Raw genomic sequence first — 23,169 nt, 5'->3', positions numbered from 1 at the left:
TGGGCCCCATGCCTGCTACCGCATCCCGCCGTGTCCTGCTCGCCGCCCCGCGGGGCTACTGCGCCGGTGTCGACCGTGCCGTCATCGCCGTGGAGAAGGCTCTGGAGCAGTACGGGGCCCCCATCTACGTCCGCAACGAGATCGTCCACAACAAGTACGTCGTGCAGACGCTGGAGAAGAAGGGCGTCATCTTCGTCGGCGCCACCGAGGAGGTCCCCGAGGGCAACATCGTGGTCTTCTCGGCCCACGGCGTGGCCCCCTCGGTCCACGACGAGGCCCAGCGCGGCAAGCTGGCCACCATCGACGCCACCTGCCCGCTGGTCACCAAGGTGCACAAGGAGGCCCTCCGCTACGCGGAGGAGGACTACGACATCCTGCTGATCGGCCACGAGGGCCACGAGGAGGTCATCGGGACGATGGGCGAGGCGCCCGAGCGGACCCACCTGGTGGACGGTCCGGGTGACGTCGACAAGGTGCAGGTCAGGGACGAGTCCAAGGTGGTGTGGCTGTCGCAGACCACGCTCTCGGTGGACGAGGCGATGGCCACCGTCGGCGCGCTGAAGACCCGCTTCCCGCTGCTGACCAGCCCGCCCAGCGACGACATCTGCTACGCCACGCAGAACCGGCAGGTCGTGATCAAGCAGATCGCGGCCGAGTCCGACCTGGTCGTCGTGGTCGGTTCGCGCAACTCCTCCAACTCGGTGCGGCTGGTCGAGGTCTCCCTGGAGGCCGGCGCCAAGGCCGCCCACCTGGTCGACTTCGCCGACGAGATCGACGAGGCCTGGCTGGAGGGCGTCAGCACCATCGGCGTCACCAGCGGCGCCTCGGTCCCGGAGATCCTGGTCGACGGCGTGCTGGAGTGGCTGGCCGCGCGGGGCTTCGGCGACGTCGAGGTGGTCCGCACCGCGGACGAGCACATTCAGTTCTCCCTGCCCAAGGAGCTCCGCCGGGACCTCCGCGCGGAGGCCGCAGGCAAGTAGGGCCGTACAGATCCGGGTACGTGAGGCGGCTTGGCGGGGTAGGTCCTACGTTGGCGTTATCGGGTTCAACGACGAACAGGGGATTCTCGACGTGAACGTCTTCGGTGTGGACATCGGCGGCTCGGGCATCAAGGGGGCGCCCGCCGACCTGGATCGGGGCGCCCTCGCCCAGGAACGGCACAAAGTGCTCACCCCGCACCCGTCCGAGCCGAAGGCGGTGGTCGGTGCGGTTCAGGAAGTGGTCCGCCACTTCGACTGGCAGGGCCCGGTCGGTCTGACCTTCCCCGGCGTGGTGGTGGACGGGCACACCCGTACCGCCGCCAATGTCGACAAGGGTTGGATCGACCTGGACGCCAGGGCGCTGTTCTCGGAGGCTCTCGGCCTGCCGGTGGCCGTGGTCAACGACGCCGACGCGGCCGGCATGGCCGAGGTCGCCTACGGCGCGGGCAAGGACCGCAAGGGCGTGGTGTTGCTGCTCACCCTGGGCACCGGCATCGGCAGCGCGCTGTTCATCGACGGCGCGCTGGTGCCCAACACCGAGCTGGGCCACCTGGAGCTGCACGGCAAGGACGCGGAGAAGCACGCCTCCTCGGCGGCCAAGGAGGAGCACGACTGGAGCTGGGCGCACTGGGCGGAGCGGCTCGACGACTACTTCGCCATGGTGGAGCAGCTGTTCTCACCGCAGCTGATCATCATCGGCGGCGGGGTGAGCCGCAAGGCCGACAAGTTCCTGCCCCTGCTCAAGCCGCTGCGCGCGGAGATCGTGCCGGCGCAGCTGCAGAACGATGCGGGGATCGTCGGCGCGGCGATGGCCGCCTCGAAGCTGGGCTGACCGGTCCGTTCCCCGTGCCCCCAGGGGCGCGGGGAACTGCGCGATCAGCCACTTACGGTCCGCAGCCGAAAAACAGTACGTCAGCCCCGACGGCGGGCCCTGCCGAGAGCGATATGCCGGGCCAACGCGATCACCGCAGAGATCGCGGTGCCGGTGAACAACCACCCCGCCTGCAGGGCCAGCCCGGTGGCCAGGCTGACGATCCGTCCGACGAACCCGCCGGGCCCACCGCCCAGCACCAACAGGGTGATCGCGAACGCGATCGGCCCGCTGATCGGGGCGACCGCCAGATCCGCAGGGCGTACCCGCACCGCGACCTGGAAGCAGGCGGCGACATAGGCGAGCCCCATCACGATGCCGGAGCCGCCGAACAGCCAGAAGTCCAGCGCCCCGCCCAGGAAGGTCGCACCGAGGGTGACCACGGCGCCGCCCACCGCGGTGAGCCGGTGCGGGGTCCGCGGTCCGGCACCCGCCCGCTGCGCGGGCCGCGCGGCGGGCCGACGGGCGCCGCCGCCCCGCTGTTCGGGGGTACGCGGCCCGGGGCCGGCCTCGGGGTCGTGGGAGCGTGCCGGTCCGGGCACGGCGGCGGCCCGCCCGGGGACTGCTGCGCTCCCGGGGCGGTCGGTGGTGCGTGCGTCAGACATGCGTCGGTACTCCACGAGTCCAACGTACGGTCGGATGAACGCCACTCCCTGTGACGGACACGCCGGTGCCGCGTCACCGTCACCCACTGTGCCTAACGTCCCCGCGAACCTCCGTAGACTGGGGCACCGACCCCTTGTCCTCTCGTCGCCTCCGGGCTGCCTCCTCCACCAGGATCTCGCCACATGTCGCTTTCGATCGGAATCGTGGGCCTGCCGAACGTCGGCAAGTCCACGCTCTTCAACGCCCTGACCAAGAACGACGTGCTGGCGGCCAACTACCCGTTCGCGACGATCGAGCCCAATGTCGGCGTCGTCGGCGTCCCGGACCCGCGCCTCGCGGTGCTGGCGAAGATCTTCGGATCGCAGCGGATCCTCCCGGCGACGGTGGACTTCGTGGACATCGCCGGCATCGTCCGCGGCGCCAGCGTCGGCGAGGGCCTGGGCAACAAATTCCTGGCGAACATCCGCGAGTCCGACGCGATCTGCCAGGTCATCCGCGCCTTCGAGGACCCGGACGTGGTGCACGTCGACGGCAAGGTCTCGCCCAAGGACGACATCGAGACCATCAACACCGAGCTGATCCTGGCGGACCTGCAGTCCATTGAGAAGGTGCTGCCGCGGCTGCAGAAGGAGTCCCGCCTCAAGAAGGAGTCGGCGACCCTGCTCAAGGCCGCCGAGGCGGCCCAGGCGGTGCTGAACTCCGGGAAGACCCTCTTCGAGTCCGGCTTCGACCGCGACTCGGTCCGCGAGCTGCACCTGCTGACCGTCAAGCCCTTCCTCTACGTCTTCAACGTGGACGAGGACGAGCTGACCGACGAGGACTTCAAGGAGGCCCAGCGCGCCCTGGTGGCCCCCGCCGAGGCCATCTTCCTCAACGCCAAGATCGAGTCCGAGCTGATCGGCATGGACGAGGACGAGGCCCTGGAGCTGCTCCAGTCCATGGGCCAGGAGGAGGCCGGCATGGCCACCCTCGGCCGGGTCGGCTTCGAGACCCTGGGCCTGCAGACCTACCTCACCGCGGGTCCCAAGGAGGTCCGCGCCTGGACCATCAAGAAGGGCGCCACTGCCCCGGAGGCCGCGGGCGTCATCCACACCGACTTCCAGAAGGGCTTCATCAAGGCCGAGATCGTCTCCTACGACGACCTGGTCGAGTGCGGCTCCATCCCCGAGGCCCGCGCCAAGGGCAAGTCCCGCATCGAGGGCAAGGACTACGTCATGCAAGACGGCGACGTCGTCGAGTTCCGCTTCAACGTGTAGCGCCCGCTCTGTCACGGGTTGGTGCAGTTCGCCGATCTGCAGGTGGGGCGGGGTTTGCGCATATGCCAACGGCCCCGTTCCACCACCCATGCTGGATATGTGCTGGATAAGATGACGCCCGGTCGGACCCGGGCATCATCATCGTGGGGTACGGTCCTGCCGCAGTCGGGTCTCCAGGGCGTCCAGCCCGGCCTCGACCACGACCACGGTGCGGACGGTGGTGTAGCCGAGCCGGAGGTTCACCTCGATCATGTGGGTGTTCTCGGCCCCGGTCGAGGTGCTGATCCACACCATCTGCGGGCGTTCCGCCACGAGCCGGCGCATCATCGCTGCTTTGGCGAACCGCCCGAGCCCCCTGCCGCGGTGCTCCGGCAAGACGGCGGTGTACTGCTGCCATCCGTCGCCCGGCTGGTTCGGATGGCGCACCAACTCCGTCAGCCCGACGACCTGTCCGCCTTCGTCGCAGGCGGCCGCGACGAAGTACTCGAAGCCTCGCGCGGCCCAGTCCCGCTCCTCCTCGCGCACCAGCTTGGCGTCCCACCGGGGAGTGGAGTAGCTCGATGTGCCCACGGGTGCGTCGTGGATGGCGCCGCGCGCCCGGGCGAAGGAGTCCACCAGCGATGCCGGCGCCGCTGCGAGCCACTGCTCCAAGTGGTAGCCGCTCGGCGCCTGGACCTCCCACAGCCCGGGATCGACGTCGGCGATCATCAGCCGCTGCAGCACCCGGCGGCGATGTGACCGTTCTCGGCCTCGGGCAGGTGCACGTCCGCCACCCCGGCCAGGCGGCCGCTCCGGTGCGCGGTCCAGAACAGTGACGGCCCCGGACCCGTGACCGGCTCCAGCAGGTCCGCGACGACCGCCTCGCGGGACGGCACGGGGGCGTCGGGGCGGTCGACCGCTATGGACGCCAGAGTCAGCTCGTGAAAGCCGGCGAACTCGGCTTCGGACGCCTCAACCGGAACGAACCGCCTGATTTCCATTGCGGACCTGCTTCCTCATGCTGGTGGGTACTCGACGTTTCGAGCTGGGCCGGTCAAGCCGGGCCTCCCGCAAGGGCGGCGGCTGCAGAGGCAATAGCGACCATTCGATCATGATGGCCACTGCGCCGATCGCTGAGGTCGGCCGGGGTGTGGTGCGTGATCTACATTCGGTACGAGATTTAGGTACGAGAGTGGTACCGTAAACAAGTACAATACTGGAGGTGGCGTGCATGACGATCAGTGCCAGCGAGGCCCGTTCTCGGCTGTTCCCCCTCATACAGCAGGTCAATGACGACCATGCGCCGGTGCGGATTTCATCCAAGGCGGGCGACGTCGTGCTCATGTCTGCCGAGGATTTCGACTCGTGGCAGGAGACGATCTATCTCCTGCGGTCGCCGGCCAACGCCCGGCGCCTCATGGAGGCCGTCGCTCGGGACAAGGCGGGGTACACGGTCGTCACCAAGACGATGGCTGAGTTGGAAGCTCTGGCTGGTGATGCGTGAGGAGCGTCCACTTCGACCCGGGCGCCTGGGAGGACTTCCTCTTCTGGCTCGGTGCGGACAGAAAGAAGGCCAAGCGGATCACACGCCTGATCGGGGAGATCCAGCGGGATCCGTTCACCGGCGCGGGTAAGCCTGAACCGCTCAAGGGGGATCTGTCCGGCTACTGGTCGCGCCGAATCGACGATGAACACCGGCTTGTATATCGGGCTGACGACAAAGAAGTGAAGATCCTCAAGGCCCGCTACCACTACAGCGACTGATTTCCCGGTCCGTGACGAGGTGGACGAGTCGGTGCTCGTCGTCGATCCGGCGTGACCACGCGCCGGGCAAGTGCTACTTCAGCGGTTCGGGCTTACCGATCCCGACGAACACGCGGCAGTGCCGGGGCTCAGTGCTCCGGGGTGGCGTTGGCGGCGAGGCGGGCGAGGGTGTGCTCGAAGCGGGTCAGGTCCTCGTCGGTGAGGCCGTCGCGGAGGCGGTGGTCGAAGCCGAAGGCGACCTCGCGGAGCCGGAGGAAGAGCTCCTCGCCGGCCGGGGTGAGTTCCACCGCGTGGACGCGGCGGTTCTCCGGGTTGCGGGCGCGGGTGACCAGGCCGGACTTCTCCATGCCGTTGAGGTGGTGGGTGAGGGTGGCCCCCTGGATGCCCATGGACGCGGCGAGTTCGCGCTGGTTGCCGGTCTGCCGGCTCTTGACCGCGATCAGCACCTGCCAGATCGCCATCGAGCCCCCGGCGGCGGCCATCTCCTCGTCGAAGGCGCGGCTGACCGCCTTCGCGGTCGCTGCCAGCCGGAGGCCGACGGGCGTGCGGAAGGGGATCGGCGGGGTGCTCATGGGCCGACTTTAGCATTGACTTCTAACCGTTAGATATCTAATGATGAGGTATCTAACGGACTGCGAGGAGCGGAGTACCGCCATGACCGGCACCAGTACCAGCAGCAGCACCGGAACCAGTTGGACCGGTCGCCCTCTCGACGGCGCGGTCGCGTTGGTCGCCGGGGCCAGCAAGGGCATCGGCGCGGCCACCGCGCTGGCGTTCGCGCGGGCCGGGGCCGCCGTCGTGCTCGGGGCGCGGGACGGCGACGCGATCGAGGCGCTGGCCAAGGAGATCCGCGCCGAGGGCGGCCGGGCGCTCGCCGTGCGCACGGACGTCGGCGACGCCGAGTCGAGCGCCGACCTGGTGCGGCGGGCGGTGGACGCCTACGGGAGGCTCGACGCCGCCTTCAACAACGCCACCGACGGACCGCGCCCGGCCCCGCTGGCCGAGATCGACCCGGACGACTTCGACCGCGGCATCCGGACCAACATCCGCGGCACCTTCCTGGGCATGAAGTACCAGATCCCGGCCATGCTCGCGGCCGGCGGCGGCGCGGTGGTCAACATGGCGTCGACCGCCGGCACCCATGGCGTCTCCGGGCTGGCCGCCTACAGCGCGGCCAAGGCCGGGATCATCGGGCTGACCAAGGTCGCCGCGCTCGACTACGCCGACCAGGGCGTACGCGTCAATGCGGTGGCGCCCGGCCCGATCCTGACCCACCACCTGGAGGCGGCCGGCCCCGAGGCCCGGCGCGGAGCCGCGATGGCGGTGCCGATGGGCCGCATCGGCCGCGTCGACGAGGTGGCCGCCACCGTGGTCTGGCTCTGTTCCGAGCAGGCCTCGTTCATCACCGGCACCCTGATCCCGATCGACGGCGGCCAGCTGGCGGGCAACCGGATCCGGCGCCCGATGGGCGGTTGAGCCGGGAACCGATCGGAGCGCGCGCCACCGCCCGTCCGGCTGGGATGCCGGGCGGGCGGTGGGGCGGACGGGATCAGCAGTGGCCAGGGGTGGCCAACGCGGTCAGGAGCCGTCGGTCGGGGGTGTCTCGCCGATCTGCTTCTTGGCCTGGTCCTGGACCATGTCGACCTGGCTCTGGAACTTGTTGCCGGTCTTCTGGTCGATCATGTCGCCGGCCTTGTCGACGGCCTGATTCGCCTGGGCTTCGTGACCCTTGAGCGCACCCTTGATCTTGTCGAGCACGGACATGACGGTCCTCCTCACGGATTACTGACCCCACCAGCATCAGTGCCCGGCGCGCAGTCCGCATCTCCAGCGCCCGGCGCCCCTGGCCGCCGGAAAATCGCGGTGCCGTCCGGCCGGTCCGTCGCTAGCCTCGACAGGACTGCGCCCCGGCGGGGCGGGTCGGCCCTCGGACCCGGAGGTAAGCGATGCCCACAGCACGTTTCAAGGACCTGTGCCTGGACGCCAACGACGCCCCCGCGCTGGCCGACTGGTGGTGCACGGCGATGGGGTACCGGCGCCGTTGGGACGGGCCCGACGACGGCGGCTCCATCCCGATCGAGGACCCGTCCGGCGCGGGTCCGCTGATCTGGGTCAATCCGGTGCCCGAGGCCAAGTCGCTGAAGAACCGGATGCACCTGGACGTCGTCGGCAGCACCGACGAGCTGGTCGCCCTCGGCGCCACCCTGGTCCGCCCGATCGGCGGCGACATCGAGTGGGACGTCCTGGCCGACCCGGAGGGCAACGAGTTCTGCTGCTTCGCCAAGGACACCGCGCCGGAGCCGGAAGGCGCCTAGAGGGGCGTGGGCGTCCGACGGTTCAGAGATCCGCGCCGTAGGAGTCGTAGCGGCGTCCCTCCGCGGCGGCGAGCTTCATCCCGGAGCCGCGCTGGAAGGGGGAGATGCCGCCGGGGCTCCAGGGGCCGACCGAGCCGGCCCGGACCGCCAGCGGATCCTTCTCCGGCAGGCCCAGATCGCGCCGGACCCGTTCGACCGGCAGGTCCGCCAGGTCGAACCAGTCGATGCCGAGCAGATCGGTCCCGGTGACCGCGCCCCGGCGCATCGCGTCGCCGAGGCGCAGGGCCACCCCCTCGCGGGAGAGGTGGCCCGCGTCGGCCTCGAACAGCCCGGCGGCGCGTGCCAGCAGCCCGGTCTCGAACAGGCCGAGCACCATCGCCAGCAGTGAGAAGCCGCGCGGGTCCGGGATACCCCGGCCGATCAGGCCGAAGACCTCCAACTCGGACTCCAGGGTGGTGCCGTAGTCGGCCACCACGTGCACCCAGTCGTGCTGGGCGAGGTACGGGGGTGCGCTGTCCGGCAGGCCCGGGTGGACGAACCCCCTGGCCCGGTAGAAGCGGTGCACCCCCAGCCCCAGCGAGCCCTCGGGGCAGTGGGCCAGCGCGGCCCAGCGGGCGGCGAGCTCCGGGTCGTCCGCCACCTGCTGCCAGGGCTCGGTGAGGGCGCTGCGGGCGTGCAGTTGGGTGGAGCGGTCGGCGTCCCAGCCGGCGGTGTAGCCGTTGCGCTCGAAGTCGGTCAGGGCCAGGCCCAGGGCGCCCTCGGCGTAGTCCTTGGCGACCTCGCGCATCCCGTCGTCCACCCCCAGCGCCTGGGCGTACCCGCCGATCGCCACGCACACGTCCTCCGGCGGCGGGTTCAGCACCAGCTCGCCGAGCAGCATCAGCTGCAGCACCCGGGTGCGGAAGATCTCGTTGCGCGCGGCCAGGGCCTCGGCCAGGCCGCGGGCGTCGAGCGGTTCGACGGTGTCGGGATCGACCTCGAAGCCGGTCATCGACCGGGACACCGCCCGCAGCAGCAGTTTCTGAAGCTCGGTCAGTCCGCCCGCGCCCGACAGGGCGCCCTTGAGGCCGCGGATGATGCGCACCGTCTCGGCACGGTCGGGCGGGCGCAGGTCGACCTGGTCGGCGCGGGGGAGCGGAACGGGCTGGGGCTCGGACATCGGTGGCTCCTTCCTGTGCTTCCATTGCGCCATCTCCGGGGCGGCGCCCGCAGGTGTGTACGCGCACAGCTCAATCCGGGTCCGCACCGGGAGTCCTTTCCCGGACGTTCATGACCGGTTCCTGTCACGTACTGGAAACGCCCTGTGCACTCCCCGCTTTACACGCGTTACCTAGCGTGTCGGCCACGGCAGTACCCGAGCGACACCACGACGCCGACACTCACCAGGAGCCGTGATGACCGACACCGCAGCAACCGCCACCGAGCCTGACGCTCCCCGCAGGTCCTACGCCAAGTCCGCCGCCGACGAGTCGCTGGAGGACTACTCGCTCCGCTACGCGCCGCACTCCTTCCGCCGCTGGTCGCCGCTGGCGGTGGCGACCACCGCCCTCGGCGGCATCGCCTACCTCGCGGACTACGCCATCGGCGCCGGCATCGTCATGTCGTACGGGTTCACCAACGCCCTGGCCGCGATCCTGGCCGCGGCCGCGGTCATCTTCCTCACCGGGATCCCCATCGCCCGCGCCTGCGCGGCCAACGGCGTGGACATGGACCTGCTGACCCGGGGCTCCGGTTTCGGCTACTTCGGCTCCACGCTGACCTCGCTCGTCTACGCCAGCTTCACCTTCATCTTCTTCGCCCTTGAGGGCTCCATCATGGCGCAGGCCTTCCATCAGGTGCTGCACATCCCGATGCCGGTCGGCTACCTGCTGACCACGCTGATCGTCATCCCGATCGTGTTCAAGGGGATGGCCTGGATCGCCAGGATGCAGGCCTGGACCCAGCCGCTGTGGATCGTCGGCCTGATCCTGCCGTTCGTGATCCTGGCCGTCCACAGCCCGCACACCTTCTCGGCGTTCACCCACTTCGGCGGGGTCCACGGGGTCGGTTCCGGCTTCACGGTCATGGGCTTCGGCCTGGGCACCGGTATCGCCCTGTCGCTGATCGCGCAGATCGGCGAGCAGGCCGACTACCTGCGCTTCATGCCGCAGAAGACCGCCGCCAACTCGCGCCGCTGGAACTTCGCCGTGCTCGCGGCCGGCCCGGGCTGGGTGGTCATCGGCGCGGCCAAGCAGCTCGGCGGCGCGCTGCTGGCCTTCAGCGCGCTGGGAGTGGTCGGCAACACCAAGGCGCTGGAGCCCATCGCGCCGTACGTGGAGGCGTTGCGGCCCTGGTTCGGTGCGGCCGCCCTGCCGCTCGCCGGGCTGTTCGTGATCGTCTCCCAGGTGAAGATCAACTCGACCAACGCCTACTCGGGGTCGCTGTCCTGGTCCAACTTCTTCTCCCGGCTGACCCACCGTCACCCGGGCCGGGTCTGGTACATCTTCCTCAACTGCGGCATCTCGCTGCTGCTGATGGAGCTGAACATGTTCAGTGCCCTCAACACCCTGCTCGGCTTCTACTCCAACGTGGCCATCGCCTGGATCGGTGCGGTCACCGCCGACCTGGTGATCAACAAGCCGCTCGGCCTGAGCCCCAAGTACATCGAGTTCAAGCGCGCCTACCTGTACGCGGTGAACCCGGTCGGCTTTGGCGCCATGTGCATCGCCGCGGCCGTCTCCATCGTCGCCTTCTACGGCCAACTCGGCAGCTACGCCAAGGCGTTCTCGCCGTTCATTGCGCTGGTCCTGGCGATGGCCTGCAGTCCGCTGATCGCCTGGGCCACCGGGGGCCGCTACTACCTGGCCCGGGCCAACCCGGACGCGCTGGCGGCGGAGCGGAGCGTGGAGCCGGGGGCGGTCGTCGAGACCCGTACCTGCGTGGTCTGCGAGGGCGCCTACGAGCTGCCGGACACCGCGGACTGCCCGCACCACGAGGGCACCATCTGCTCGCTCTGCTGCAGTCTGGACGCCGACTGCCACGACAGCTGCACCAGGGCGGCCCGGGCCGAGGGGCCGGTGCTGCTGGGGATGCCGACCGTGCAGTCCTGACCGTGCAGTCCTGACGGTGCCGTCCCGACCCTGCTGCCCTGGGCGGCCGTAGAGTTCTGCCCCATGACCACCAGGGAGACGCGGATCGTCGTCGGCGGGGCGCTGCTGCACCGGGGCCGGGTGCTCGCGGCCAGGCGCAGCGCGCCCGCCGAGACCGCCGGGCGCTGGGAGTTCCCCGGCGGCAAGGCCGAGCCGGGGGAGACCCCGGCCCAGGCGCTGGTGCGCGAGCTGCGCGAGGAGCTCGGGATCGAGGCCAGGGCGCTGGAGCGGATCCCCGGCGCCTGGCCGGTCCGGGCCGGCCTGGAGCTGCACATCTGGACCGCCGAGCTGCTGGCCGGCACCCCTGCCCCGCTGCAGGACCACTCCGAGCTCCGCTGGCTCTCCGCCGCCGAGCTGGACCAGGTGGACTGGCTGGACCAGGACCGCTTCGCCCTCCCCGAGGTGTCCCGGAGGCTGACCGAGGCCGCCTGACCGAGGCCGGCTGACCGCGACGGCGCCGGGGCGGCGCCGCGACGGCGCCATGTGACCCGAACGGCGGGGTACGCAGAGGTTTGAAAGGGTATGCCCGTATTCGGTCACCATCGAGGAGTGGCCCGCGACCCTACCCGGACGGGGACCACGTGAGGGAGCCACGGCGCAGGCCCAGCAGCGCAGCAGCCCATGCCCGACTGCGCCGCCGGGCCGTCGCCGCACGGTCGGAGGCCCCGTACGCGTCCCCCCGGTCCACCCGGACGGACCAGCCGGAGACCCCCACCCAGCTGCGCGCCCGCCCGGCGGCCCCCTACCCGACGGCCGCCGACCCCGCGGTCCCGAACGGCCCGCGCGGCGGCAGCGTGCTGGACATGGTCCGGGTGGCCATCGTGATGATGGACACCTCCGGCCGGTTCGTGCTGTGGAGCCCCGCGGCCGAGGAACTCCTCGGCTGGCCCAGCGAGACCCTGGTCGGACGCGGTCTGGAGGCACTGCTGGGGGGCGATCCGGAACTGCTGCGGCGCGGCCGCGAGGTGATCGCGGCGGTGGTCCGCGACGGCGGCTGGCGCGGCCCCGCGATGGTCCGCAACAGCGACAACGAGAAGGTGGCCCTGGACGCGCGGCTCTCGCTGCTGGTGGACGGGGAGGGCGTCCCCTTCGTGCTGGCGCGGCTCGCCGACGCGGGCAAGCTCGGTTCGGTCGAGCGCGACCTCGCGCTCCAGGACGCCCTGTTCGAACAGTCGCCGCTGGGCATCGCGGTGTTCGACCGGCAGTTGCGCTACGTCCGGGTCAACTCCACCCTGGCCCGGATGAACGGCCTGCCGATCGCCGACCACCTGGGCCGGACCACCGGGGAGACCCTGCCGGAGCGGGCCGCGGACGAGGTCAGCGCGATCCAGCGGCAGGTGCTGGCCACCGGCGAACCGGTGATCGACCTGACCGTGGCCGGGCCCGACCCGCGCAAGCCCGGGTTCCGCTCCATCTCCTACTCCCGGCTGCACGACCGCACCGGACGGGTGCTCGGCGTCACCGGGATGATCATGGATGTCACCGACCGCTACCGCGCGGTCGCCAAGGTCGAGCACGCCCGGCGCCGGCTCGCCCTGCTCAACGAGCTGGGCTCCAGGATCGGGGACCTGCTGGACCCGGTCCGGATCGCCCAGGAGCTGGCGTCCGCCCTGGTCCCGGCGCTGGCCGACTTCGCCGGGGTGGTGCTGCTCCGGGCCGTCGCCGACGGCGACGACCTGCCGCACCCCCCGCACACCCGGCTCACCCCGCTGGTGATGAGCGGAACCGCGGCCGCCGAGCCCGGCCCGCTCGCCGACGCGATGATGACCCCCGGGGAGCCCGTCACCATGGGTGAGGGGTCGATGTTCGCCCGGGTGCTGCGCAGCGGCATCGCCGAACAGCTGGAATCCCCGGTGCTGCTGGAGGACACCACGGTCCCGGACGACCCCCGGCTGCGGGCCGCCTACGAGCTCGGGGTGCACTCGATGCTGGTGGTGCCGCTGCGGGCGCGCGGCATCGTGCTCGGGCTGCTGGTGCTCAGCCGGGCCGGCCGGCGCGAGGGCTTCGACCGCGACGAACTGGCTTTCGCCGGCGAGCTGGCCGACCGCGCGGGTTCCTCCATCGACAACGCCAGGCTCTACGCCCGCGAGCGCGCCGCGGCGCTGATGCTGCAGCGCAGCCTGCTGCCGCAGTCCGTGCCGCAGCTGCCCGGGGTGGAGATCGCGCACCGCTACGTCCCCGGCAGCAGCGGCACCGAGGTGGGCGGCGACTGGTTCGACGTGATCCCGCTGCCGGCCGGCCGGGTCGCCCTGGTGGTCGGGGACGTGATGGGCCACGGTCTGCGCGCGGCGGCGACGATGGGGCGGCTGCGCACCGCCGTGCGCACCCTGGCCGGCCTCGACCTGCCGCCGGCGACGCTGCTCCAGCACGTCCACGACCTGGCCGACGACCTGGCCCAGGGGCCGGAGGAGGCGCTCATCGCGACCTGCGTCTACGCGGTGTACGACCCGGCGAGCCGGCGGCTGGTGCTGGCCAAGGCCGGGCACACCCCACCGCTGCTGATCCCGGCGGGCGAGCCGGCGCAGGTCCTGGACCTGCCGTCGGGCACCCCGCTGGGGGTGGGCGGGGTGCCCTTCGCCTCGGTGGAGCTGACCGTGGCCGAGGGGACCCTGCTGGTGCTCTACACCGACGGCCTGGTCGAGTCGCGCACCGAGGACATCGACGTCGGCACCGCGCGGTTGAGCACGGTCCTGGAGGGCCCGCACGCCTCGGTCGAGGAGCTGTGCGACCGGGTCGTCGGCACCCTGCAGCGCGGGCAGGAACCGGACGACGTGGCCCTGCTGCTGGCAAGGCTCGGTAGCAGCGGCTCCGCGGGCGGCGCCCCGGCAGGCGCCCCCGACCCGTCGCCGCTCACGGTGGCCTGGACCCTGGCCGCCGAACCCACCGCCGCCTCGCGGGCCCGCCGGCTGGTCCGGTCCACACTGCTGGACTGGGGCCTGCTGCCGCTGCTCGACACCGCGCAGCTGCTGGTCAGCGAACTGGTCACCAACTCGGTCCGCTACGCGGAGGCGCCGATCGGGCTGCGGCTCAGCCGCGGCCGGACGCTGCTGGTGGAGGTCTCCGACCCGTTGGCCGACCCGCCGCTGGAGCGCGACTCGGCCGGCACCGACGAGGGCGGCCGCGGGCTGCAGCTGGTGCACCGGCTCGCGGACCGCTGGGGCACCAGGGCGGAGGGGACCGGCAAGGTGGTCTGGTTCGAGCAGGCGCTGCCCGCAGACCCTCCCGTTCCGGGTGGCTGAGGCGTAGGGTTCCGTTCCTCTGCCGGGTCAGGGTCGGATCCTGTGACGGAGGTGAGCCGGCTGGGACAGATTTGGCAATTCCTTACCTCGATTTGATGTTGTGTAGTCCTGGGACGTGTGCCGCCGCCCCGGGATGATGAATACTCGGACCAGCGACATCCAGGTGCCGAAGGCTGGAGGAGTCGGGCAGTTGAGCGATTCGCCGACACGTGGTGCACCTCTGGGCAGCGGAACGGGCCCGAGGTCCGCCGAACACGACCGGAGGGGCGGCATTCCGCGCCCGGCTGCCGGCGACCGTCCGTCCGGACCCTCCCGGCACCCGGTCCAGGCGCTGGACCCGTACCCGGACCCCCACCCGTACCCGGACCCCGACGGCATCGGCTCTGGAGCCATGGACCCCGCACCCCGCACGCCCCCCGCCACCACCCCGGCCACCCCCTCCGTCGCCTTCGACCCCGAGGCGATCGAGAACTGGGGCCACGGCGAACCGGGCTCGATCTACGACTACATACGGGTCGCCGCCTTCGCGATCGGTCCTGACGGCCTGATCAGCCAGTGGAGCGACCGCGCCGCCGAGTTCTTCGGCATTCCGGCCGAGGAGGCCGTCGGCCGGGACCCGATCACCAGCTTCGCCCCGCGCGAGCTGTGGCGCCGCGGCCGGGAGCGGATGGCCGAGATCCTGGCCGGCCAGGAGTGGGTCGGCACCGCCCCCTACCGGGACCGTGACGGCAACGAGAGCATCGCCGAGCTGTACCTGATGCCCGCCCAGGGCGAGGACGGCCGCAACGGCGTCGTGTGCATGGCCGTCGACCTGCGCAAACTCCGCCGGATCGAGACCGATCTGGCCGCCTCCGAGGCGGTCTTCGGGCAGGCGCCGATCGGCTTCGTGCTGTTCGACCGGGACTTCACCGTCCAGCGGGTCAACGACAGCTTCGCCGAGGGCCTCGGCGCGACCCCGGTGGACCTGCACGGACTCTCCGTCAAGGACCTGCTGCCGCGCCCCGAGGCGGAGCGGCTGGAGCAGGCGCTGCGCACGGTGATGGAGTCCGGCGAGCCGGTGGTCGACCTGCGCTTCAACGGCGCCGTGCCGACCCGTCCCGGCCGCCGCCGCTGGTCCATCTCGCTCTACCGGCTGCTCAGCGCGGGCAACAAGCCGATGGGCGTGGCCGGGCAGATCGTCGACGTCACCGGCCGTCAGCGGGCCGAGCGCGAGGCGGCCAGCGTCCGCCGCAGCCTTGCCCTGCTCAACGAGGCCGGGGCGCACATCGGCTCCACCCTGGACCTGGAGACCACCGCCCGCGAACTGCTGGACGTCACCGTCCCCGGCTTCTGCGACGTCGCCGCCGTCGACCTCTACCAGGGCGTCCTCGCCGCCGACACCGATCTGGCCCTCGGCCACCTGGGCCGGCCGGACGGCGGCGGCGAACTGCGCCGGGTCGCCTCCGCCAGCACCGTCTCGCACTTCTCGGTGCTGCATCCGGAGCCCGAGCACCGCGGACCGCGGGCCGAGATCAACGGCACCTTCGGCTACCCGGCCGGCTCCGCCTACGCCAAGGCGCTGCGCACCGGACGCAGCGTCACCCTCAACGGCCCCGCCAACCCGGACCCCGACCCGATGATCGCCAGCACCGTGATCGTCCCCATGGTCGCCCGGGACATCGTGCTGGGCCTGGTCCAGCTGTCCCGGGCCAAGGGCAGCGAACCCTTCGACCCCCGCGACGTCGCCATCGCCAACGAGCTGGTGGCCCGCGCCGCGGTCTGCATCGACAACGCCAGGCTCTACCGCCGCGAGCACGAACGCGCCCTGATCCTGCAGCGCAGCCTGCTGCCCCCGGGCAGCCCGGCCGCCTCCGGGCTGGAGATCGCCTGCCGCTACCGCCCCGGCAGCAGCGGCACCGAGGTCGGCGGCGACTGGTTCGACGTCATCCAGCTGCCCGGCAACCGCACCGCACTGGTCATCGGCGACGTCATGGGCCGCGGTCTGCGCGCCGCCGTCGCCATGGGCCAACTCCGCACCGCGGTACGCACCCTGGCCATGCTGGACCTGGACCCGGCCGAGGTGCTCACCGCCCTGGACGAGATCGCCCGCGGCCTCGGCGACGGCAACGAGCCGGAGCCCGACGACTCCGACCGGGTCGAGCTCTACCTGGCCACCTGCGTCTACGCCGTCTACGACGCGGTCACCCGCCGATGTACCTTCGCCAACGCCGGGCACCTGCCGCCGGTGCTGCGGGTCCCCGGCGAGGAGGCGCTGATGCTGGACGTGCCGCCCGGGCTGCCGCTGGGCGTCGGCGGCGAACCGTTCGAGGAGGTCACCGTCGAGCTGCCGGACGGCGCCCTGCTCGGCCTCTACACCGACGGCCTGGTCGAGTCCCGCAAGCACCAGCTGGAGGAGGGCCTGTCCGCGCTGCGGGACACCCTCTCCGGGCCGCCCCGCGAGCTGGAGAACCTCTGCGACCACCTGCTCACCGCGCTGGACCCGCACCACGGCGAGGACGACATCGCCCTGCTGATGGCCGCGGTGCACGCACTGCCGCAGGACGCCGTCGGCGACTGGACCCTCCCCTCCGAGCCCACCTCGGTCGCCCGGGCCCGCGAACTGGCCTGCGCCTGGCTGCTGGCCCGCGGCCTGGACGACCTGATCGACACGGTGGAGCTGCTGGTCAGCGAGCTAGCCACCAATGCGCTGCGGCACGGTCGCGGTGACATCCGGCTCCGGCTGCTCCGCGACCGCACCCTGGTCTGCGAGGTCTGGGACAACGGCTACGCCCAGCCCCGCCAGCGCCGCGCCCGCGACACCGACGAGGGCGGCCGGGGCCTCCAGCTGGTCAGCCTGCTGGCCGACCGCTGGGGCTCCCGCCGCACCCCCATGGGCAAAACCGTCTGGTTCGAACTCAGCCTGCCCCGCTAGCCCGCGCCCCGACAGGGGCGCGGGGAACTGCGCAACCTCAACCAGCTACTTCCTGCGCCTGATGACCGACCCCAGCCACACCAACGGATCGTACTTCCGGTCGACCGCCCGCTCCTTCAACGGAATGAGCGCATTGTCGGTGATCTTGATGTGCTCCGGGCACACCTCGGTGCAGCACTTGGTGATGTTGCACATCCCCAACCCGTGCTCCTCCTGAGCCGACCGCTTGCGGTCCAGCCCGCCCTCCGCCGCGGCGTCCAGCGGATGCATGTCCAGCTCCGCCACCCGCATCAGGAACCGCGGCCCGGAGAAGGCCGGCTTGTTCTCCTCGTGGTCGCGGACCACATGGCAGGTGTTCTGGCAGAGGAAGCACTCGATGCACTTGCGGAACTCCTGCGACCGGTTCACATCCTCCTGCTGCATCCGGTACTGACCCGGCTTCAGGTCCGGCGGCGGGACGAAGGAGGGCACCTCCCGCGCCTTGGTGTAGTTGAAGGAGACGTCCGTCACCAGGTCCCGCAGCACCGGGAAGGTCCGCATCGGGGTGATGGTCACCGGTTCGTCCGCCGGCAGCGTGGACATCCGGGTCATGCACAGCAGCCGGGGCCGCCCGTTGACCTCGGCGCTGCAGGACCCGCACTTGCCGGCCTTGCAGTTCCAGCGGACCGCGAGGTCGGGGGCCTGGGTGGCCTGCAGCCGGTGCACGATGTCCAGCACCACCTCGCCCTCGTTGACCTCCACCTGGTACGGCTCCAGGCTGCCGCCCGAGGAGTCGCCGCGCCACACGCGGAAGTTGGCCTGGTAGCTCACTGCTCGGCTCCGTCCGGTACGTCGGCGTCCTGTCCAGCACTGCGTTGTTCGGGGATGGCGGCCGACGGCAGCTCGCCCTCGGTCAGGTACTTCTTCAGTTCCGAGGTCTCGAACAGCGCCAGCAAGTCCGGCCTGATCGGCGGGTTGTCCTTGTGCACCAGGGCGATCTGCCCGTCCGAGCCGTCCTTCTCCGCCAGCGAGCAGATCAGGTTGACCTTGCGCCAGGCGCTGTCCATCTCCGGGTGGTCCTCGCGGGTGTGGCCGCCCCGGCTCTCGGTGCGCTCCAGCGCGGCCCGGGCGACGCACTCGGAGACCAGCAGCATGTTGCGCAGGTCCAGCGCGAGGTGCCAGCCCGGGTTGAACTGCCGGTGGCCCTCGACCACGGCGCGCTCGGCCCGTTCCCGCAGCCCGACCAGCCGCTGCAGCGCCTCGGCCACCTCCGCCTCCCGGCGGATGATGCCGACCAGGTCGTTCATGGTCTGCTGGAGCTCCTGGTGCACGGTGTACGGGTTCTCCGGCGGGCCGTCGACCTCCGCGCCCTCGAAGGGGTTGAGCGCCTCGGCCGCCGCCGCGGTGATCTGCTCCTGGTCCAGCTCGGGCCGCTCGGCCAGCGCCGCCGCGTAGAGCGAGGCGTGCAGCCCGGCCCGGCGGCCGAAGACCAGCAGGTCGGAGAGCGAGTTGCCGCCGAGCCGGTTGGAGCCGTGCATCCCGCCGGCGACCTCGCCGGCCGCGTAGAGCCCGGGCACCGACGCGGCCGCGGTGTCCGGGTCGACCTCGACCCCGCCCATGACGTAGTGGCAGGTCGGTCCGACCTCCATCGGCTCGGCGGTGATGTCGACGTCCGCCAGCTCCTTGAACTGGTGGTGCATCGACGGCAGCCGGCGCCGGATCTCCTCGGCCGGGAGCCGGGTGGAGACGTCCAGGTAGACCCCGCCGTGCGGGGTGCCGCGGCCGGCCTTGACCTCGGAGTTGATGGCGCGGGCCACCTCGTCCCTGGGCAGCAGCTCCGGTGGGCGGCGGTTGTTGGCCTGGTCGGCGTACCAGCGGTCGCCCTCGGCCTCGGTCTCGGCGTACTTCTCCCGGAAGACGTCCGGGATGTAGTCGAACATGAAGCGCTTGCCCTCGCTGTTGCGCAGCACCCCGCCGTCGCCCCGGACCGACTCGGTGACCAGGATGCCCTTCACCGACGGCGGCCAGACCATCCCGGTGGGGTGGAACTGGACGAACTCCATGTTCACCAGGGTCGCCCCGGCCAGCAGCGCCAGCGCGTGGCCGTCCCCGGTGTACTCCCAGGAGTTGGAGGTCACCTTGAAGGACTTGCCGATGCCGCCGGTGGCCAGCACCACCGCCGGCGCCTCGATGGTGAAGAAGCGGCCGGACTCGCGCTGGTAGCCGAACACCCCGCTGACCCGGTCCTCGCCGCGGATGCTGCTGCCCTTGAGCACCCGGGTGACGGTGTACTCCTGGAAGACCCGGATCCGGGCCTCGTAGTCGCCGTACTCCTTGAAGTCCTCCTGCTGCAGCGAGACCACCTTCTGCTGCAGGGTGCGGATCAGCTCCAGCCCGGTCCGGTCGCCGACGTGCGCCAGCCGGGGGTACTCGTGGCCGCCGAAGTTGCGCTGGGAGATCCGGCCGTCCTTGGTGCGGTCGAACAGCGCGCCCCAGGTCTCCAGCTCCCAGACCCGGTCCGGGGCCTCCTGGGCGTGCAGCTCGGCCATCCGCCAGTGGTTCAGGAACTTCCCGCCGCGCATGGTGTCGCGGAAGTGCGTCTGCCAGTTGTCGTCGGAGTTGACGTTGCCCATGCTGGCGGCGATGCCGCCCTCGGCCATCACGGTGTGGGCCTTGCCGAACAGCGACTTGCAGATGATCGCGGTCCGCATCCCCTGCTCGCGGGCCTCGATCGCGGCACGCAGCCCGGCGCCCCCGGCTCCGACCACGACCACGTCGTACGTGTGGCGCTCCACCTCGGTCATGTCTCTGGGTATCCCTCTAGAAGATGCGCGGGTCGGTGAAGGCACCGCTGGCGAGCAGGTAGACGTACAGGTCGGCGACCCCGACGCTGATCAGCGAGGCCCAGGCGAGCTGCATGTGGCGGGCGTTCAGCTTCCCGACCAGGTTCCACATCCGGTAGCGGACCGGGTGCTTGGAGAAGTGCCGCAGCCGGCCGCCGACGATGTGCCGGCAGGAGTGGCAGGAGAGGGTGTACGCCCAGATCAGCACGATGTTGGCGAGCAGCACCAGGGTGCCGACGCCGGCGTGCCCCCACTGCCCGGCCGGGTTGCGCCAGGCCAGCACCGCGTCGTAGGTCAGGATCCCGGCGACCACGATCGCGAAGTAGAAGAAGTAGCGGTGGATGTTCTGCAGGATCAGCGGGAACCGGGTCTCGCCGCTGTAGGAGGCGTGCGGTTCGGCGACCGCGCAGGCGGGCGGTGAGGACCAGAACGCGCGGTAGTAGGCCTTGCGGTAGTAGTAGCAGGTCAGCCGGAAGCCCAGCGGGAAGATCAGCACGATCAGCGCCGGGGAGAGCTGCCACCAGCTGCCGAACAGCGCCCAGTCGGCGCCGGACTTCATGGCCGGGCAGTTGGCGGCCAGGCAGGGCGAGTAGAAGGGCGAAACGTAGGGGGCCGCATAGGCGGTGTGCAGCCCGAAGAAGGCCCGCCAGGTGGAGTAGCCGATGAAGGCCAGCAGGCCGAACCCGGTGAGGGCCGGGGAGGCCCACCAGCGGTCGGTGCGCAGATGGCGGGCGGCGATGGCGGCTCGTCCGGGGGAGTGGACCCCCCGTCCCGGCGCCGGGCCCGACGGTGCTGCTGCGCTCTGCGGTTCTCCCGGCTGCTGCGGGGGCCGGATCTCGGTGGTCACGCGGGTTTCTTCCTCCAGTATGTCGGGCCGCAGGGGCCCGGTTCAGCGGTGGCGGCAGCCGATGCCCTCGTCGTCGGCGTCGCGCCACATCGCCGGGTCGTACGGCGTGTCGGGAATCTCGACCACACCGGGGCGCGGGATGCGCGCCGACCCGGGCGGGGCCTCGGCGCCCTCGGCGACGGCCGCGGACAGCAGCGCCAGGCTCTCCCGCAGGTGGACCAGGTCGGTGCGGACCCGGCGGACGTCGAGTCCACCGCCGAGCCGCAGCCGGGAGTCGCTGAGCGCCCGGTCGAGTTCCTCCAGGCAGCGGCTGGCCTCGGCCAGCTGCCCGACTGTGGTCGAGGGCGTGGCTGGGGGCATGGCAGAGCCACCTCCGCACTTCACTGTCTGATCAAGCTCCGGCCTGATCAAGGTTTCTGATGTTTCGTCAGCCAGGCGTGCGCAAGCGAGTGTGGCTCCGATCACCGGCCGCTGGGAAGACCTTGAACGGGATTGGCGGCGGATTGGCGGGAATTCCTGGTCGCGGCCCCCGTCTGCACGCCCGGCGCGCACTGCGACCGCTGCCCCGAACGGGTGACCGTTCGGCTCCGCGCAGCCGTGTCGAAGGGGTCAGCGGCGGCGTTTGTTCTTCAGTAGGGGGCGGAAGGTCAGAAAAGCCATCAGATGTGCCTATATGCACACGCGCGGAGGTCCCTGTGCCCCAGTCCCACCCCCGCCCGTACGGGACCCTCGCCGTCGTCGGCGCCGCCGCCCTGGGCGTCGTGCTGGCCGCCTGCTCCGGCGGCGGCCCCGCGCCCAAGGCCTCGGACCTCTCCTCCGCGGACCGGGCCAAGGTCAGCACCGGGGGCACCCTGCGCTGGGCCCTGGACGCCGAGCCGACCACGCTGAACACCTTCCAGGCCGACGCCACCCCGGACACCGCGCTGCTGGCCGAGGCCGTGCTGCCGACCCTGTTCACCCTGGACCAGCACGCCGACGCCACCCCGGACCCGGACTACCTCACCGGCGTCGAGCAGACCTCCCAGCAGCCGCAGACGATCGTCTACCACCTCAACCCCAAGGCGGTCTGGAGCGACGGCAAGCCGCTCTCGGCGGCCGACTTCGCCGCCCAGTGGCAGGCCCTGAACGGCCGGAGCTCGGCGTACTGGACCGCCCGCACCGACGGCTACGACAGCATCTCCTCGGTGAGCCAGGGCGCGGGACCGCACGACGTCAAGGTGGTCTTCGCCAAGCCGTACGCGGCCTGGAAGGGCCTGTTCACCCCGCTCTACCCGGCCGCGGCGACCGGCACCGCCGACGCCTTCAACGACGGCTCGCGGACCCGTCTCGCCGCCGACTCCGGCCCCTTCACGCTCAGCGGCCTCAAGGACCTGAAGGCGCTGGACGGCGCCGCGGTCACCGCGGTCCGCAACCCGCACTGGTGGGGCGCCCCGGCCAAGCTCGACGCCATCGCCTTCACCCCGGCGGCCCCGGACACCCGTCTGGCCGCGCTGCGCGCCGGAAAGCTGGACGTCGCCGACCTCAGCCGCGCGGTCGAGGACGGCACCCCGGTCGCCCAGGCCGCCTCGGTGCCCGGCACCGTCCTGCACCGGGCCTCGGCCCCCGCCTTCCTGCAGCTCACCCTCAACGGCGGCAGCGGCCCGCTGGCCGACCCGGACCTGCGCCGGGCCGTCGCCCAGGCGGTGGACCGCACCGCGATCGCCGAGGCCGTGCTCAAGCCGCTGGGCCTGCCGGTGCTGCCGCTCGGCAACCACCTGGTCATGGCCGACCAGCACGGCTACGAGGACGACAGCTCCGCGCTGGCCCCCGGCGCCGACAACGCCACCCGCCACCTGGACGCGGCCGGCTGGCACCTAGCCGCGGCACCGGCCGGCGACGCGGCGCACCGGGCGCCCGCCGCCGCACCGGTCCGCACCAAGGACGGCCGTCCGCTCGGACTCACCCTGCTCATCCGCACCGGTTCCGCCGAGGACGTCCAGGTGGCGAAGCTGCTCACGGACCAGCTGGGCAGGATCGGGGTGCCGCTGCGCACGGTGACCGTCGCCGGTGACTCCTTCTTCGCCGACCACGTCGCGGCCGGCTCCTTCGACCTGGCCCTGTTCTCCTGGCCGGCCGCCGCCTTCCCGGTCGCCGACGAGCTCCCGCTCTACGCCAAGCCGGCGGTCCAGCCGGACGGATCACTGAACAACGGTCAGAACCTCTCCGCCACCGGGACGGACGAGGTGGACCAGCTGCTGGCGAAGGCCGCCGCCGCCCTGGACCCGTCCGAGGCGGCCCGGCTGACCACCGAGGCGGACACCCGGATCTGGCAGGAGGCCCCCTCGCTGCCGCTGTTCCAGCGCCCGCAGCTGGTCGCCGTACGCACCGGTGTCGCCAACGCCGGCGCCTTCGGCTTCACCGCCCCGCACTTCCAGGACCTCGGCTTCACCGGGCACTGAGGGCGCGGCCGGC

The 23,169-nt window shown here is 71.5% G+C and carries 22 protein-coding genes and 1 pseudogene; 12 read left to right on the top strand and 11 right to left on the bottom strand.

What is annotated here, in order from left to right:
- Positions 1 to 8 precede the first annotated feature (8 nt).
- Together IF29_RS0122285 and ppgK are read left to right on the top strand one after the other, a co-directional pair.
- Positions 9 to 980, top strand: coding sequence for a 4-hydroxy-3-methylbut-2-enyl diphosphate reductase (locus IF29_RS0122285; protein ID WP_030257798.1), 972 nt, complete (start codon positions 9 to 11; stop codon positions 978 to 980).
- A gap of 91 nt (positions 981 to 1,071) precedes the next feature.
- A complete protein-coding gene (ppgK, locus tag IF29_RS0122280) occupies positions 1,072 to 1,812 on the top strand; it encodes a polyphosphate--glucose phosphotransferase (RefSeq protein WP_030257795.1) in 741 nt (246 codons plus the stop codon).
- Positions 1,813 to 1,892: 80 nt separating this feature from the next.
- Here the strand turns inward: ppgK and IF29_RS0122275 are convergent, their stop codons facing one another.
- Positions 1,893 to 2,456, bottom strand: coding sequence for a DUF6542 domain-containing protein (locus IF29_RS0122275; RefSeq protein WP_084714761.1), 564 nt, complete (start codon positions 2,454 to 2,456; stop codon positions 1,893 to 1,895).
- 183 nt (positions 2,457 to 2,639) lie between these two features.
- Here IF29_RS0122275 and ychF point away from each other — a divergent pair, with 183 nt between their 5' ends.
- On the top strand, positions 2,640 to 3,713 hold the full coding sequence (gene ychF / locus IF29_RS0122270; protein WP_030257789.1) for a redox-regulated ATPase YchF: 1,074 nt from the start codon (positions 2,640 to 2,642) through the stop codon (positions 3,711 to 3,713).
- Between the two features lie 138 nt (positions 3,714 to 3,851).
- Here ychF and IF29_RS0122265 read toward each other — a convergent pair whose 3' ends face one another.
- Together IF29_RS0122265 and IF29_RS0122260 are read right to left on the bottom strand one after the other, a co-directional pair.
- Entirely contained in the window at positions 3,852 to 4,436 is a 585-nt protein-coding gene (locus IF29_RS0122265) for a GNAT family N-acetyltransferase (protein WP_051725667.1), read from the bottom strand.
- Positions 4,421 to 4,693, bottom strand: a complete 273-nt coding sequence (locus IF29_RS0122260) for a hypothetical protein (protein ID WP_030257783.1) — start codon at positions 4,691 to 4,693, stop codon at positions 4,421 to 4,423. Before IF29_RS0122260 ends, IF29_RS0122265 begins: the two co-directional genes overlap by 16 nt.
- A 230-nt stretch (positions 4,694 to 4,923) precedes the next feature.
- Between IF29_RS0122260 and IF29_RS0122255 the strand changes: the two genes are divergently transcribed.
- Together IF29_RS0122255 and IF29_RS0122250 are read left to right on the top strand one after the other, a co-directional pair.
- Positions 4,924 to 5,196: a type II toxin-antitoxin system Phd/YefM family antitoxin gene (locus IF29_RS0122255; protein WP_030257780.1), complete on the top strand. Its 273-nt coding sequence runs from the start codon at positions 4,924 to 4,926 to the stop codon at positions 5,194 to 5,196.
- On the top strand, positions 5,193 to 5,456 hold the full coding sequence (locus IF29_RS0122250; protein ID WP_030257777.1) for a Txe/YoeB family addiction module toxin: 264 nt from the start codon (positions 5,193 to 5,195) through the stop codon (positions 5,454 to 5,456). Before IF29_RS0122255 ends, IF29_RS0122250 begins: the two co-directional genes overlap by 4 nt.
- Here IF29_RS0122250 and IF29_RS45165 read toward each other — a convergent pair.
- Together IF29_RS45165 and IF29_RS0122245 are read right to left on the bottom strand one after the other, a co-directional pair.
- A pseudogene (locus IF29_RS45165) lies at positions 5,428 to 5,565 on the bottom strand (Txe/YoeB family addiction module toxin); the annotation flags it as partial. The gene IF29_RS0122250 and the pseudogene IF29_RS45165 sit on opposite strands and share 29 nt — an antisense overlap.
- Positions 5,566 to 5,584: 19 nt before the next feature.
- Positions 5,585 to 6,028 (bottom strand): MarR family winged helix-turn-helix transcriptional regulator, encoded by a 444-nt coding sequence (locus tag IF29_RS0122245; RefSeq protein ID WP_030257775.1) that lies wholly within the window; start codon positions 6,026 to 6,028, stop codon positions 5,585 to 5,587.
- Positions 6,029 to 6,110: 82 nt separating this feature from the next.
- On the opposite strand from IF29_RS0122245, the gene IF29_RS0122240 reads away from it, so the two are divergent.
- The gene (locus IF29_RS0122240; protein ID WP_051725665.1) at positions 6,111 to 6,932 is read left to right on the top strand and encodes an SDR family NAD(P)-dependent oxidoreductase; all 822 of its coding nucleotides are present in this window, start codon (positions 6,111 to 6,113) and stop codon (positions 6,930 to 6,932) included.
- A gap of 102 nt (positions 6,933 to 7,034) precedes the next feature.
- On the opposite strand, the gene IF29_RS0122235 is transcribed toward IF29_RS0122240, so the two are convergent.
- Positions 7,035 to 7,220: an antitoxin gene (locus IF29_RS0122235; protein ID WP_030257769.1), complete on the bottom strand. Its 186-nt coding sequence runs from the start codon at positions 7,218 to 7,220 to the stop codon at positions 7,035 to 7,037.
- A 182-nt stretch (positions 7,221 to 7,402) separates the two neighbouring features.
- Here IF29_RS0122235 and IF29_RS0122230 point away from each other — a divergent pair, with 182 nt between their 5' ends.
- Positions 7,403 to 7,771, top strand: coding sequence for a VOC family protein (locus IF29_RS0122230; RefSeq protein ID WP_030257766.1), 369 nt, complete (start codon positions 7,403 to 7,405; stop codon positions 7,769 to 7,771).
- A gap of 22 nt (positions 7,772 to 7,793) precedes the next feature.
- Here IF29_RS0122230 and IF29_RS42290 read toward each other — a convergent pair whose 3' ends face one another.
- A complete protein-coding gene (locus IF29_RS42290; protein ID WP_037596057.1) occupies positions 7,794 to 8,930 on the bottom strand; it encodes a hypothetical protein in 1,137 nt (378 codons plus the stop codon).
- Between the two features lie 235 nt (positions 8,931 to 9,165).
- Between IF29_RS42290 and IF29_RS0122220 the strand changes: the two genes are divergently transcribed.
- The 4 genes from IF29_RS0122220 to IF29_RS0122205 all read left to right on the top strand — a co-directional run bounded on the left by IF29_RS0122220 (position 9,166) and on the right by IF29_RS0122205 (position 17,049).
- Positions 9,166 to 10,860: a purine-cytosine permease family protein gene (locus tag IF29_RS0122220; RefSeq protein WP_030257763.1), complete on the top strand. Its 1,695-nt coding sequence runs from the start codon at positions 9,166 to 9,168 to the stop codon at positions 10,858 to 10,860.
- Between the two features lie 63 nt (positions 10,861 to 10,923).
- A complete protein-coding gene (locus IF29_RS0122215) occupies positions 10,924 to 11,331 on the top strand; it encodes a (deoxy)nucleoside triphosphate pyrophosphohydrolase (RefSeq protein ID WP_030257762.1) in 408 nt (135 codons plus the stop codon).
- A gap of 149 nt (positions 11,332 to 11,480) precedes the next feature.
- Complete coding sequence (locus IF29_RS0122210; RefSeq protein ID WP_051725663.1) at positions 11,481 to 14,138, top strand: SpoIIE family protein phosphatase; 2,658 nt, start codon at positions 11,481 to 11,483, stop codon at positions 14,136 to 14,138.
- A gap of 391 nt (positions 14,139 to 14,529) precedes the next feature.
- Complete coding sequence (locus tag IF29_RS0122205) at positions 14,530 to 17,049, top strand: SpoIIE family protein phosphatase (RefSeq protein ID WP_332262554.1); 2,520 nt, start codon at positions 14,530 to 14,532, stop codon at positions 17,047 to 17,049.
- 45 nt (positions 17,050 to 17,094) lie between these two features.
- Here IF29_RS0122205 and IF29_RS0122200 read toward each other — a convergent pair whose 3' ends face one another.
- The 4 genes from IF29_RS0122200 to IF29_RS0122185 are packed head-to-tail and all read right to left on the bottom strand — an operon-like array spanning position 17,095 to position 21,078.
- Positions 17,095 to 17,859, bottom strand: a complete 765-nt coding sequence (locus tag IF29_RS0122200) for a succinate dehydrogenase/fumarate reductase iron-sulfur subunit (RefSeq protein ID WP_030257759.1) — start codon at positions 17,857 to 17,859, stop codon at positions 17,095 to 17,097.
- Positions 17,856 to 19,832, bottom strand: coding sequence for a fumarate reductase/succinate dehydrogenase flavoprotein subunit (locus IF29_RS0122195; RefSeq protein WP_051725662.1), 1,977 nt, complete (start codon positions 19,830 to 19,832; stop codon positions 17,856 to 17,858). The genes IF29_RS0122200 and IF29_RS0122195 overlap by 4 nt, the downstream gene beginning before the upstream one ends.
- A 16-nt stretch (positions 19,833 to 19,848) precedes the next feature.
- Complete coding sequence (locus tag IF29_RS0122190; RefSeq protein WP_380521451.1) at positions 19,849 to 20,718, bottom strand: hypothetical protein; 870 nt, start codon at positions 20,716 to 20,718, stop codon at positions 19,849 to 19,851.
- 42 nt (positions 20,719 to 20,760) lie between these two features.
- Positions 20,761 to 21,078: a hypothetical protein gene (locus IF29_RS0122185; protein ID WP_051725660.1), complete on the bottom strand. Its 318-nt coding sequence runs from the start codon at positions 21,076 to 21,078 to the stop codon at positions 20,761 to 20,763.
- Between the two features lie 335 nt (positions 21,079 to 21,413).
- Between IF29_RS0122185 and IF29_RS0122180 the strand changes: the two genes are divergently transcribed.
- Positions 21,414 to 23,156, top strand: a complete 1,743-nt coding sequence (locus tag IF29_RS0122180; protein ID WP_051725659.1) for an ABC transporter family substrate-binding protein — start codon at positions 21,414 to 21,416, stop codon at positions 23,154 to 23,156.
- Positions 23,157 to 23,169: the final 13 nt, after the last annotated feature.

Origin of the sequence: Streptacidiphilus jeojiense (assembly GCF_000719095.1) — a bacterium.
GTDB classification, from domain to species: Bacteria; Actinomycetota; Actinomycetes; order Streptomycetales; family Streptomycetaceae; genus Streptacidiphilus; species Streptacidiphilus jeojiensis.
The sequence above is the reverse complement of the archived record's forward strand: the minus strand, read 5'-3'. Positions and strand labels throughout refer to the sequence as shown.